The organism is Nitrospirillum bahiense, from assembly GCF_007828025.1.
Classification (GTDB): Bacteria; Pseudomonadota; Alphaproteobacteria; order Azospirillales; family Azospirillaceae; genus Nitrospirillum; species Nitrospirillum amazonense.
This window is the reverse complement of sequence record NZ_VITO01000027.1, coordinates 16,828-28,962: the sequence shown is the minus strand read 5'-3', so window position 1 is coordinate 28,962 and position 12,135 is coordinate 16,828. Positions and strand designations below refer to the sequence as shown.

The window sequence follows — 12,135 nt, the reverse complement described above, 5'->3', positions numbered from 1 at the left end:
GTCAGGGCCGGCGGCCGGTACGGGGCGTGAACGAGGGGTGGTCCTGCGACAAAACGCCCACGGTTTCATAAAACTGTAACAAACTCGTCACCAAAGGTTCAGGACCCGGAATCTAGGGTCCGCCCGTCGAGACGGGATCAGGAAGCGGTCGCGGGGGTCTACCCCTGGGCGGATCGGCCGGGGCCCCGAGATGGTCGACTAAGACGTTCCAACCCGTGGGGGAATCCCGTGAACTTTCAACCGAAGAACCTGCTGAAGGGCATGGTTGCCGCCGCGGCCGCGGTGGTGATGGTGGGCGCCGCCCAGGCTGCCGACATCAGCGGCGCCGGCGCCACCTTCCCGTACCCCATCTACGCCAAGTGGGCCGAGGCCTATAAGGCCAAGACCGGCGTGGGCCTGAACTACCAGTCCATCGGTTCCGGCGGCGGCATCAAGCAGATCAAGGCGAAGACGGTCACGTTCGGCGCCTCCGACATGCCCCTGAAGGCTGAAGAGCTGAAGGAAGCGGGCCTGCAGCAGTTCCCGATGATCATGGGCGGCGTCGTCCCGGTCGTGAACGTGAAGGGCATCGCCCCCGGCCAAATCCAGCTGGATGGCCCGACCATCGCCAAGATCTACCTGGGCCAGATCGCCTCGTGGGACGACCCGGCCATCAAGGCGCAGAACCCCGGCCTGAACCTGCCCAAGACCTCCATCGTCCCGGTGTACCGTTCCGACGGGTCGGGTACGAACTTCCTGTGGACCACCTACCTGTCCAAGGAAGACAAGGAATTCGCGGAGCGCGTCGGTGCCAACACCTCGGTGCAGTGGGCTGCCGGCCTGGGCGCCAAGGGCAATGAAGGCGTCGCCAACATGGTGAAGCTGACCGACGGCGCCATCGGCTACGTCGAGTACGCCTACGCCAAGCAGAACACCCTGACCTACACCAAGCTGAAGAACCACGACGGCAAGGTCGTCAGCCCGGAGATCAAGGCCTTCCAGGCCGCCGCCGCCGGTGCCGACTGGGCCAACGCCCCGGGCTTCTACCTGGTGCTGGTCGATCAGCCCGGTGCCGACAGCTGGCCGATCACCGGCGCCAGCTTCATCCTGGTCTACAGCCAGCCGCAGGACGGCGCCGCCGTCGCCGAGGCCCTGAAGTTCTTCGACTGGGCGTACAACAACGGCCAGGCCGCCGCCGAGCAGCTGGACTACGTCCCGATGCCGGCCGCCGTGGTCGCCCAGGTCGAGAAGTCCTGGAGCACGGTGAAGACCGCCGACGGCAAGCCCGTCTGGTCGAAGTAAGAGTCCTCGGGTAAAAGGAAGCGCCCGCGGGGCTTTGGCCCCGGGGGACAAAGGTCGGGAGAGGGGTCGCCTACGGCTCCTCTCCCTCTTTGTCGGCTTCCTTGATAGACATCCGGGTTTTTTAGGTCATCGCGTTTCGGGTTATCGCAGGGCCTACGGCCGGAGGGGTGCTTTGGTGGACATGGCGGTAAAGGCATCGGACATCAGCGCGGAAAGTCCGCGGGCGCGCACGCAGCGCCGCAACGACCTTCTGTTTCGCGGCGCCACCCTGTTTTTCGCCCTCCTGGTGCTGACGCTCCTGGGCGGTGTGATCATCTCGCTCATACACGGCGCGTTGCCGGCCCTGAAGGCCTTCGGCTTCGGCTTCGTCACGACCGAGATCTGGAACCCGGTGACGGAGAAGTTCGGCGCCCTGGCGCCCATCTACGGCACGCTGGTCACCTCGGCCATCGCCATGCTGGTGGGCGTGCCCGTCAGTTTCGGCATCGCCATCTTCCTGACCGAGCTGTGTCCCGCCTGGGCCAAGCGGCCCATCGGCATCGCGGTCGAGCTGCTGGCCGGCATCCCCAGCATCATCTACGGCATCTGGGGCCTGTTCGTGTTCGCGCCCTTCCTGCAGCGGACCGTGCAACCCTTCCTGATCAACACGCTGGGCACCATCCCGGGCATCGGCGCCTGGTTCAAGGGCCCGCCCTACGGCATCGGCGTGCTGACGGCCGGCCTGATCCTGGCCATCATGATCCTGCCCTTCATCACCTCCATCACCCGCGACGTGTTCGAGACCATGCCCGCCATGCTGCGCGAAAGCGCCTATGGCCTGGGCGCCACGACGTGGGAGGTGGTGCGCGACATCACCATCCCCTACACCCGCGTGGGCTTGGTGGGCGGCGTCATGCTGGGCCTGGGCCGAGCCCTGGGTGAAACCATGGCCGTGACCTTCGTCATCGGCAATTCGCACCGCATCGCCTCCTCGCTGCTGGCGCCGGGCACCACCATCTCGGCCGCCATCGCCAACGAGTTCACCGAGGCGGTGGGCGACACCTACACCTCCTCCCTGATCGCGCTGGGCCTGGTGCTCTTCGTGATCACCTTCATCGTGCTGTCGCTGGCCAAGCTGATGCTGGTGCGCATGAACCGCAAGGCGGGGACCTGATCCATGGCCATCACCGACACCACCCCTCCCGGCACCAACTTTGCGATGGGCCGCTATAAGCGCCGCAAGGTTGGCAACACCATCACCATGGGCCTGGCCGTGGGCGCCGCCGTCTTCGGCCTGCTGTGGCTGGTCTGGATCCTGGCGGTCCTGCTGATCAACGGCCTCAGCGCCATCAGCCTGGGCCTGTTCACCCAGATGACCCCGCCGCCCGGCAGCACCGGCGGCCTGCTGAACGCCATCTTCGGCAGCATCGTCATGACGGTGCTGGGCATGGTGATCGGCACGCCCATCGGCATCATGGCCGGCACCTACATGGCCGAATACGGCAAGGGCACGAAGCTGGCGGAGGTGACGCGCTTCATCAACGACATCCTGCTGTCCGCGCCCTCCATCATCGTCGGCCTGTTCATCTACACCATCGTCGTGGTCCCCATGGGCCACTTTTCCGCCTGGGCGGGCTCCATCTCGCTGGCCGTGCTGGTCATCCCGGTGGTGGTGCGCACGACCGAGGACATGCTGAACCTGGTCCCGGGTTCCCTGCGCGAGGCCGCCGCCGCCCTGGGCGCGCCGCGCTGGAAGGTCATCGTGCAGGTGACCTACCGCGCCGCGCGCAGCGGCATCATGACCGGCGTCCTGCTGGCCGTGGCCCGCATCAGCGGCGAGACGGCGCCCCTGCTGTTCACCGCCCTGAACAACCAGTTCTGGAGCGTCAACATGAACGCTCCCATGGCGAACCTGCCGGTCACCATCTTCCAGTTCGCCCTCAGCCCGTATGAGGACTGGCAGCGCCTGGCGTGGGGCGGTTCGCTCCTCATCACGGTCGCCATCCTCGCGCTCAACATCGGCGCCCGCATGCTCGCTTCCATCGGCACCAAGAAAGGCCAGTGATCCCCATGACCGCGCTTTCCATGACGGCGGAACAGTCCCAGGCGGCCCTCGCCACCGATGGCGACATGCGCGAGAAGATCAGCGTCCGCAACCTGAACTTCTATTACGGCGGCTTCCACGCCCTGCGTAACATCAACCTGCCGCTGTTCGACAAGCGGGTGACGGCCTTCATCGGCCCGTCCGGCTGCGGCAAGTCCACGCTGCTGCGCATCCTGAACCGCATCTACGACCTCTACCCCAACCAGCGGGCCGAGGGTGAGGTGCTGCTGGACGGCGAGAACCTGCTGTCGCCCAAGCAGGATTTGAACCTGCTGCGCGCCCGCGTCGGTATGGTGTTCCAGAAGCCGACGCCCTTCCCCATGTCGATCTACGACAACGTCGCCTACGGCATCCGGCTGTATGAGAAGCTGAGCCGCGCCGACATGGACGTGCGCGTGGAAGAGGCGCTGCGCAAGACCGCGCTGTGGACCGAGGTCAAGGACAAGCTGCGCCAGAGCGGCCTGTCGCTGTCCGGCGGCCAGCAGCAGCGCCTGTGCATCGCCCGCGCCGTGGCCGTGCGCCCGGCCGTGCTGCTGCTGGACGAGCCGACTTCGGCGCTGGACCCCATCTCCACCTCCAAGATCGAGGAATTGGTGGATGAGCTGAAGCCCGACTACTGCATCGCCATCGTCACGCACAACATGCAGCAGGCGGCCCGCGTCTCCGACTTCACCGCCTTCATGTACCTGGGCGAGCTGGTGGAATACGGCGCCACCGACACCATCTTCACCGCGCCCAAGGAAGAGAAGACCGAGCAGTACATCACCGGCCGCTTCGGCTGATCCGGCCGAAGGCCGCGTTGCGGGACTGAAGGGCGGCCTCCTCCGGGGGGGCCGCCCTTTTCCATAGAAGCGCCGCTTTTATCGTCCATATCGGGCTGGTCCCCTGCTATCACCCTTGTCCTGACCGGACGCGGCCCCATTTCCCCGATACCATGGATACCTTTCCGCCTTCCCCGCAGACACCGGCCGCGCCCTCCGGCCCGGAGTCCGCGCCAGAGGCGGAGGGAACGGCTGCGGCGGCGGTGGGCTCGACCCATGGACCACAACAGGCGGCGCAGCAGGGTGGCCCCCGCCGGCGCGCCAGCCGTCGCCTGCCGGTGGTTTGGCGTGCGCTGACCCACGCCCTGACGCCCAAGGGCCTGCGCTCCTCCGAGCTGTCGCTGGCCCTGCTCAGCGTGCCGGTGGGCATCGGCGTGGGCCTGGCGGTGGCGGGGCTGCACGCCCTGGTGCTGGCGCTGCACAGCCTGGCCTTCAAGGTGCCGTTCGGCGATCACATCAGCAGCGCCCTGTTCATCCCGTCCAGCCTGGCGCTGGCCGCACCAGTGGTGGGCGGCGCCCTGCTGGCGGGCCTGGGCCTGCTGTTCCGCCGCGCCCGCGACACCGTCGACCCCATCGAAGCCAACGCCCTGTATGGCGGCCGCATGTCCCTGCGCGACAGCCTGCGCCTGACCCTGTCCATCGTCGTGTCGCACGGCGCCGGCGGTTCGGTGGGAATGGAGGCGGCTTTCACCCAGACCGGCGCCGGCCTGGCGTCCAACTTCGGCCGGCGGCTGAACCTGCGGCGCAATGATCTGCGCACGTTGGTGGGGTGTGGGGCGGCGGCGGCCATCTCCGCCGCCTTCACCGCCCCTTTGGCGGGCGCCTTCTACGCGTTCGAACTGGTCATCGGCACCTACACCATGGCGACGCTGGCGCCCGTCTGCGTCGCCGCCGTGGTCGCGAACCAGGTGGCGCAGATGGCGCTGAACCGCCCGGCCCTGTTCATCCTGGCCGAGCCGCCGGTCATCCGGGGCGGCGATTTCGCGACCTTCCTGCTGGTCGGCCTTGCCGCCGGGGCCCTGGCCATCCTCACCATGCAGGCCGTCACGCATGCGGAACGGTTGTTCCGCCAGCTGCCCATTCCCCGCGCGCTACACCCCGTCCTGGGCGGGCTGCTGCTGGGGCCCATGGCCCTGGTGCTCCCGGGGGTGCTGGGGGGTGGGCAGGGTGCCCTGCAGTACGGCTTCGACCATGGCTACGGCCTGGGCCTGGCCTTCGTCATGCTGGTGGCAAAGGTGGTGGCGTCCGCCCTGTGCCTGGGAGCGGGCTTCCGTGGCGGCCTGTTCAGCGCCTCGCTGCTGCTGGGCAGCCTGTTCGGCAGCATGGTGTCCGACATCGGGACCCTGCTGCCTTGGGACCTGGTGGCCCAGCGCTCCGCCGTCATGCTGGTGGGCATGGGCTCCTTCGCCGCCGCCGTCGTGGGCGCGCCCGTGACCATGGTGCTGCTGGTGCTGGAGCTGACGGGCGACCTGCGCGCCTCGGCCGGTGTGCTCATGGGGGTCATCGCCTCCACCCTGCTGGTGCGCGAGACCTTCGGCTATTCCTTCGCCACCTGGCGCTTCCACCAGCGCGGCGTGCAGATCCGGGGCGGTCACGACATCGGCTGGGTCAAGGACATGACCGTGGGCCGGCTGATGCGCGGCGACCCCAAGACGGTGCCGGCCGACATCACCCTGGGCGCCCTGCGCGGCCACTACCCGCCCGGCAGCGCCAAGACGGTGTTCGCCCTGGATCCCAACGGCGCCTTCGCCGGCCGGGTGGACATGAACGCCGTGCACGACCCCCAGCACGAGCTGCCGGCCGACCAGCGGGCGGCGGAGCTGGCACGCGACCGTGAGCATTTCCTGCTGCCCGACCAGTCGGTGCGCATGGCCCTGCAGCGCTTCGCGGACTGGGACGCCGACAGCCTGCCGGTGGTGGAGGGGGTCAGCAGCCGCCGCGTCGTCGGCTACCTGACCGAGGCCTACGCCCTGCGCCGCTATTCGCAGGAACTGGAGCGTCGGCGCGGCGACGAACTGGGTGTGCGCGACCTGTTCGGCGGTGTCTGACGCCGCGAACTCTTCAACTGCACAGGGCTATAGATCGCCTTAGGCGTTGCGCCCGGTGCGCCGATGTTGCATCACGGGGGCGGCCCCATGTTCAGTGCGGCGTCCGCGCCCGGAACCCTCCGGGGTGCCGCCTGCCTTACTTCTCAGGGATAGTCCGCATTGTTCGATGATTTCGGCGTGTTGATCCGGGGTATCGTCCTGGGATTGGCCATCGCGGCGCCGGTCGGCCCCATCGGGCTGCTGTGCATCCGGCGGACGGTGGAGCGGGGCATCATCGCGGGGCTCGCCACCGGCTTCGGCTCCGCCCTGGCCGACGGCTTCTTCGGCGGCGTGGCGGCCTTCGGCGTCAACGCCATCCTGGACGCTCTGCTGGGCCACGTGAAGGAACTGCGCCTCATCGGCGGCATCTTCCTGCTGGGCGCCGCCATCCATTCGCTGCTCAAGGAACCGCACGAGCGCAAGAACAGCCCGCCCGACGCCGGCAACCTGATCGGCTCCGTCGGCACCGGCCTGTTCCTGACGGTGACCAACCCCATCACCATCATGGGCATCATCACCGTGGTGGTGGGCTTCGGCGGCGCCCTGGACCACGCCAAGGCCGGCACCATGACCCTGGGCGTGTTCCTGGGGTCCCTGACCTGGTGGTCCATCCTGTGCGGCGGCACCTTCCTCATCCGCCACCACTTCACACCGCGCCTCGTCCTGTGGATCAACCGGGGCACCGGCGTCGTGCTGGGCGTGGTGGGCCTGATGGCCCTGCTCAGCTTCTTCTCCCTGGTGCCGGAGAACCTGCAGGATCTGGTCGGGGCTTTTATTAGTAAGTAGATAGGGACGTGGCGCTGAACAACACCTATCCTCTCCTGCGGGCGTGGGGGCCAACTTGGCTGATAATCGTATCGACGATTTAAGAAAGCCTTCGCTTTTAAACTATAAAGATCTTATAGAAGAAAAGGACGGCAATTAAAATTCCGCCAGGAATGTACATTGTTAGTAATATTAAATCCCGATTATACATTCGGCCCGTCCCAGATTTTTCTTTATCGATGTACCTTTTAGACATCCAGACAAAAGACAATATTATTGCTGCAATGAAAAATTTAACAATTTCTAAAATGTTATCCATAATTATTCCTCCAATGTCCGGCTTTAGATCGGTAAGTGGAGGTAACATTGCGAGAAAAAGAAAAATGGTGGGCATTGTTATTATGCCCAGGATATCCAGGGTGGATACTAGCAGCCGGACCATTTAGTTTTCCTCACCCTCAATAATCCCACTGGTACTTCAGGCCCACGGTGTCGTCCGTGCTGCCGACGGCGCCGTTCAGGCGCAGGCGGGAGGTCAGGGCGTATTCCAGGGTGACGTTGGTGCCGGTGCCGCCCACCGACTGGCTGACGCCGACATAGGTGCGGCTGTTGATGTAGCGGCCGGCGGTGACCGTGCCGAAGGCGCTGGAGCCGACGGCGGCGCTGGAGAATTCCAGCCGGTCGATGCCCAGGTTGCGCTTCACGTTGTCCAGGATGCCCGGGCCGCTGCCCAGCACACCCGACAGCTGGGCCACACCCTGCGCCAACTGCAAGGCCTCCAGCGCGCTGATCTGGCTGATCGGCCGGTCGAACAGCAGGCGGGACAGCACCTCGTCCTGCGGGCGGGGCGGGTCCGAGGTCAGGGCAACGGTGGGTTTGGACAGGCGGCCGGTGATGTTCAGGATGGCCGTGAAGTCCGCCTTGGTGGCGGAGGCGGAGATGTCCAGCAGGGGGTCGCTGTCCCCGGTGAAGGTGATGTCGCTCTTGGTCAGGGTAAAGGTTTGGCCCTGGGCGCTGAAATCGCCCTTCACCAGGAAGACCCGGCCGGTCAGCTGCGGGTCGGCGCTGGTGCCGCGCGCCTGCATGTCGGCGGCGAACTCCGCCGTCAGGCCCCGGCCCTGGACGTAGATGCGGTTGCGCGCCTTGATGTCCACCTTCAGATGGACCAGCAGCCCGCCGCCGGCGGCCGACATCTGGCCCTGGGGCTGGCGCGGCCGGCCGTTGACATAGCGCACGGGCAGGTCGGCCACGTCGGCCGGCGGCTTGTCCGGCAGGCCCACCCAGGTCTCGCGCAGCCGCACGGTGCCGGCCAGGTCCGGCTTGTTCATCAGGCCCTTCAGCGTCAGGTCGCTGTCCACCCAGGCGGTGATGGGGTCGGTGCGCAGCAGCCGGGCGTTGGTGGTGGTGACGTGCAGGTCCAGCACGGGCGCCTTTTCCTGCGCGTTGGGGTCGCCCAGGTTGATGCGGCCGCTCAAATCCACGGCACCGCCGTCGGCCGTGTCGCCGTGGAATTTCTCCACCGCCAGGCCGCGCGCGTCGCCCACCAGATGGGCGTTGAGGCCGAAGATCTGGGTGCCGGTGCTGCCGTTCTCATACTTCGCGTCGATCAGGTCGACCGAACCGGTGACCTTGGGATCCGCCACCGTGCCGGCCACCGCCAGGTCGACCGAGACCTTGCCGCCGATGCGCTGGGCCGAGGCCGCCAGGAAGTCGTTGTAGCGCGACAGCTCCGTCCGGCCGTTGATCTTGGCGCTGACCGGCCCCTGGATCACCGGCGACATGGTCTCCGGGTTCAGCGCCAGGGGCGTGTCGGCCTCGGCGTTCAGGTCTACCGCCCCGTCGGCGGTGTGGGCCGCCAGGGTGCTGCGCAGCCGCCCGCCGCGCCAGGCGGCGGTCAGGGTGGCGTCGGCGTTCAACCGCCGATCGGCGCTGTTCTTGACCTCCAGCGTCTTTTTCTTGGCCGGGGTGGTGTCGGCGCCGGTGGCGTTGGCCGGGTTGTTGGCGACGGCCGTGCTGACGGCCGGCTTGCCGTCGGGCGTGGCCTCGGGTGGGGTGCCCGGCGCCTCCGTCGCCCCGCTGTCCAGGGTCACGGCCAGCTGCTGCATGGACAGGCCGTGGATGCTGACGGTGGCGTCGGCCGTGGGGTTGGCGGCGGTACCGCTGGCTGTGACCTTGGCGTCCAGGGTGCCGGCCAGGGTCAGCGCCGGGTCGGCCAGGGCGGCCAGTGCCAGCGGCAGCGCCGTCGCCTCCACCTGCGCCGTCACTTCCTTGCCGTTCAGCGCCACGTCGGCGCGGATGCGGCCCGTGCCCAGCGCCACGTCCAGGCCCTTCACCGCCACGCTGCCCTTGGCCACGGTGATGGTGGCGGGGGCGGCCAGCTTCAGGGTGGTCTGGTCCAGGCGGCCGTCCAGCTGGTCCAGCCGCGCCACGGTGGGCCCTCGCGCCTCCTTGGGTGACCTGGGCTCCGGCGCCTGGGTCAGGTGGCCGGCGCTTTCCACCTGGAAGGCGCGGCGGCGGCCCACGCTGCCCACGCCGGTGGTGCCGTCCAGGGCCAGGGTGATGTCGCCCTCGCCCAGCGTGCCGCGCCAGGCGGCGGTCACCTTGTTGACCAGCACCTGGCCGGCCTCGATGCCGTCGGCCGCCAGGGTGACGTTGGGGCGGGGGCTGCCCAGCACGTCATCGACATGGCCGCTCAAGGTGGCCTGGTGGATGCGCTGGTCCTCCACCACCAAATCGTCCAGCACCACCTTCAGGTCCACGCCCTGGGTGGCGCCCCGGGCGGGTGCGGGGGGCGGCGGGGCTGCCTGGCCTTTCTTCGCCTTGGGCTGCTGGGCCTTGGCTTGCCGGGCGGTGCGCGCGGGCGCCGGGGCGGCCGTGGCGGCGCCCAGCACGATGTCGGCCTTGGCGCGGCCCGCCAGGCGCGTGCCGGCCAGGGCGCCCAGGCTGGATAGGTCGGGGAAGGTGGCGGCCAGCTTGCCGGTGGCCAGCCGCCGGTCCAGGTCGGCGTCCAGCCCGCCCTCCAGCTTGTTCGGGCCCAAGGCCGCCGCCAGGTCGCGCACGGTCAGGCGGGGGCCCGTCTTGACCACATGGGCGGCCACGCTGGCCGGGTTGCCCACCACCTGGCCGCTGCCCTTCAGGTCGGCCGTCAGGGTGTTGTCCTTCAGCGTGACGTTGCCCGCCAGGTCGACGGCGCCGGTGCGCACGGTCAGCGGTGTGACCGCCACGTCCTTGCCGTCCAGGGTGGCGCGGACCTTGCCGTTGATCTCCGCCCGGCCGGCCAGCAGCGCGTCCTCCGTCGGCTGGCCGGTGCGCAGGTCGGTCGCCTGCACGGACAGTGTGCCCTCGGCCACGCCGTCGGCCACCGTGCCCTCCACCGTCGCCGCCACGTGGCCGGTGATGATGTCTTCCGGCGCCGGCTTCGCGCTGGGCGGTTCCTTGCCGCCGGTGCCGCCCCCATTGGCCAGGGCCATCAGCGTGGCCAGCTCGCCATCGGCCAGCTTCAGGCTGCCCCTGGCTTGGCGGCCCCAGGCCTGGGCGCTGCCGCTGCCGGTCAGGTGCCCGATACCGCCCGTGAGGTCCAGCTTGTCCACCTGGATGTTGCCGCTGGCGCGGTCCAGCGCGCCGGTCAGGGCCAGGTCGGCATGGTCGGTCAGGGCCGGGGGCAGCCCGGTCGCATCCAGGCCCTGCAGCTTGGACGTCAGGTCCAGCAGCAGGCGGGTGCCGTCCTCCTGCAGCCTGGTGGTGGCGGTCAGGTGGCGCACATGGGCATCGTTGTAGCCCAGTTCCTCCACCGTCAGGTCGGCGGTCACCACGCGCTGCTTCTTGGCGCCGGCCTTGCCCGCCGCCGGGTCGGTGGTGTGCAGCACGGCGTCCAGCTTGCCCAGCGCCAGGCCGGGCACGGCGGGGGACAGGGCCTCCGGCGCCGCCGGCACCAGCCGCAGGGTCAGGTCGCCGTCCTTGTCCTTCAGGCTGCCCTTGGCGGTCACGCGACCGAAGGCGGCGGCCAAATCCAGGCTTTCCAGGGTGATGGTGCCGTCGTCGGCCAGGGTGGCGGCCGTCTGCAGGGTGGCGGCGTCGCCCGCCATCCACGCCAGATTGTCGGGCAGCAGGCGGCCGGGGGCGGCCTTCAGGTCCAGGGTGACGCGCTTGGCCTTGCCCTTGGGCCGGGCCAGGCCCACGTCGGCCACCAGGGCCACGGTGCGCGGGGTGACGGTGGCGCCATCGGCGGCCTTGGCCGCCTGCGGCGTCTCCTTCAGGTCCAGGTGCGCCTGGAACTGGTCCAGCGGCCCGCTGCCCGTCAGGTCCAGGGTCAGCGGGCCCAGTTCAGGGTGGCCAGCCAGGCGGGCCACCAGGCCGCCCGCCTCCTCCTGCCCCCGCAGCTCCAGGGTCAGGCTGCCGGGGCTGGTCAGGCCGGGCGCGGTGAAGCGGGCGGTCAGCTCGCCATGGGCGGCCCCGCCGTCCAGCTGCGTCAGGGTCAGGCGGCTGTCGCCGTCCAGGTTCGGGCCCAGACGCACCGTGCCGCTGGTGGACAGCGCCGCCCCCTGGCCGCCGGCCAGGCTGGGCGCCAGCTCGATGCGCGGCAGGTCCAGGCGGGCCACGGTGATGCTGAAGGGCAAGGTCAGGGGATTGGCGTCGTCCTTGACCGTGCCGTCCGGCGGCGGCTCCAGCGAGGGGGCCGGCTGGGCCACCCAGATGCGCCGGGCGCTGAGCGCGTCCACGGCCAGTTCGCGGTGGGCCAGGGGCAGCAGCCGCCAGTCCAGCGCCGCGTCCTCCACCAGCAGCCAGGGCTTGCCCGTGATCAGATCCACCAGGGTGGCGCGCGCCACCCGGGGGTGGAAGGGCAGGCCCGACAGCCCCTCCACCTTCAGGCCAGGCACATTGGCCTCCGCCTGGCGGGTGGCGAAGGCGCGGCCGGAGCCCGTGTCCATCCACCACAGGCCGATGCCCGCCGCGGCGGCCAGGCCGGCGACGATACCCAGGATGGCGAAGGCCGCGATATGGCCGGCCGACAGCAGGCGCCGTCCCCAGGAACGGTGCGCGGGCGGCGGGGCGGGGGCGGGACCGGGCGGTGGGGGGGTGTCGGACATGCCGGGTTCCG

The 12,135-nt window shown here is 69.1% G+C and carries 7 protein-coding genes; 6 read left to right on the top strand and 1 reads right to left on the bottom strand.

Annotated features, from left to right (window positions below):
- The first annotated feature begins 228 nt into the window (after window positions 1-228).
- The 6 genes from pstS (at window position 229) to FBZ88_RS26685 (ending at window position 7,058) form a co-directional block, all read left to right on the top strand.
- Window positions 229-1,281, top strand: a complete 1,053-nt coding sequence (gene pstS / locus FBZ88_RS26710; RefSeq protein WP_244410793.1) for a phosphate ABC transporter substrate-binding protein PstS — start codon at window positions 229-231, stop codon at window positions 1,279-1,281.
- A gap of 181 nt (window positions 1,282-1,462) precedes the next feature.
- The gene (pstC, locus tag FBZ88_RS26705) at window positions 1,463-2,434 is read left to right on the top strand and encodes a phosphate ABC transporter permease subunit PstC (RefSeq protein ID WP_088872617.1); all 972 of its coding nucleotides are present in this window, start codon (window positions 1,463-1,465) and stop codon (window positions 2,432-2,434) included.
- Window positions 2,435-2,437: 3 nt separating this feature from the next.
- Window positions 2,438-3,325, top strand: a complete 888-nt coding sequence (gene pstA, locus FBZ88_RS26700; protein WP_211102811.1) for a phosphate ABC transporter permease PstA — start codon at window positions 2,438-2,440, stop codon at window positions 3,323-3,325.
- A gap of 5 nt (window positions 3,326-3,330) precedes the next feature.
- Entirely contained in the window at window positions 3,331-4,146 is an 816-nt protein-coding gene (pstB, locus tag FBZ88_RS26695; protein WP_040843855.1) for a phosphate ABC transporter ATP-binding protein PstB, read from the top strand.
- A 152-nt stretch (window positions 4,147-4,298) separates the two neighbouring features.
- Window positions 4,299-6,233, top strand: coding sequence for a chloride channel protein (locus tag FBZ88_RS26690; RefSeq protein ID WP_145620049.1), 1,935 nt, complete (start codon window positions 4,299-4,301; stop codon window positions 6,231-6,233).
- 159 nt (window positions 6,234-6,392) lie between these two features.
- Window positions 6,393-7,058 (top strand): LysE/ArgO family amino acid transporter, encoded by a 666-nt coding sequence (locus FBZ88_RS26685; protein ID WP_145620048.1) that lies wholly within the window; start codon window positions 6,393-6,395, stop codon window positions 7,056-7,058.
- Window positions 7,059-7,495: 437 nt separating this feature from the next.
- Here FBZ88_RS26685 and FBZ88_RS26680 read toward each other — a convergent pair whose 3' ends face one another.
- Window positions 7,496-12,124, bottom strand: coding sequence for a translocation/assembly module TamB domain-containing protein (locus tag FBZ88_RS26680; protein WP_145620047.1), 4,629 nt, complete (start codon window positions 12,122-12,124; stop codon window positions 7,496-7,498).
- Window positions 12,125-12,135 lie beyond the last annotated feature (11 nt).

Bases quoted from the DNA above. Each gene is read 5' to 3' on its own strand.
- FBZ88_RS26680 (WP_145620047.1), bottom strand. From the start codon at position 12,124: ATGTCCGACACCCCCCCACCGCCCGGTCCCGCCCCCGCCCCGCCGCCC.
- pstC (WP_088872617.1), top strand. From the start codon at position 1,463: ATGGCGGTAAAGGCATCGGACATCAGCGCGGAAAGTCCGCGGGCGCGC.
- pstB (WP_040843855.1), top strand. From the start codon at position 3,331: ATGACCGCGCTTTCCATGACGGCGGAACAGTCCCAGGCGGCCCTCGCC.
- FBZ88_RS26690 (WP_145620049.1), top strand. From the start codon at position 4,299: ATGGATACCTTTCCGCCTTCCCCGCAGACACCGGCCGCGCCCTCCGGC.
- pstA (WP_211102811.1), top strand. From the start codon at position 2,438: ATGGCCATCACCGACACCACCCCTCCCGGCACCAACTTTGCGATGGGC.